We start from the raw sequence: 215 nt of genomic DNA, 5'->3' as shown, positions 1-215 counted from the left end.
AATCGGCGTGCCTTGTGTCGCCGGTTCGGTATCAGCCCACAAACAGGCTATAAATGGCTGAGGCGGTGGCGTGCGGGAGAAGACTTGAATGATCTCTCTCGCCGGCCCAGAACGTCCCCTGGGCGTTCACCACAGGAGGTGGAGCAGAGGGTTTTATCAGTACGTGACACTTACCCGGCTTGGGGCGCTCGAAAGATCCGCGCTTATCTGCAGCA

The 215-nt window shown here is 58.6% G+C and carries 1 protein-coding gene; it reads left to right on the top strand.

From position 1 onward, the window contains the following. Positions 1–215 (top strand): helix-turn-helix domain-containing protein (locus PPL9_RS31600; protein WP_152986819.1); only part of this gene is annotated, 215 nt, incomplete at both ends.

It is taken from the genome of Pseudovibrio sp. POLY-S9 (genome assembly GCF_001431305.1).
Taxonomy (GTDB): Bacteria; Pseudomonadota; Alphaproteobacteria; order Rhizobiales; family Stappiaceae; genus Pseudovibrio.
Note: the sequence above shows the minus strand (reverse complement) of the source record. Positions and strands in the feature narration are given on the sequence as shown.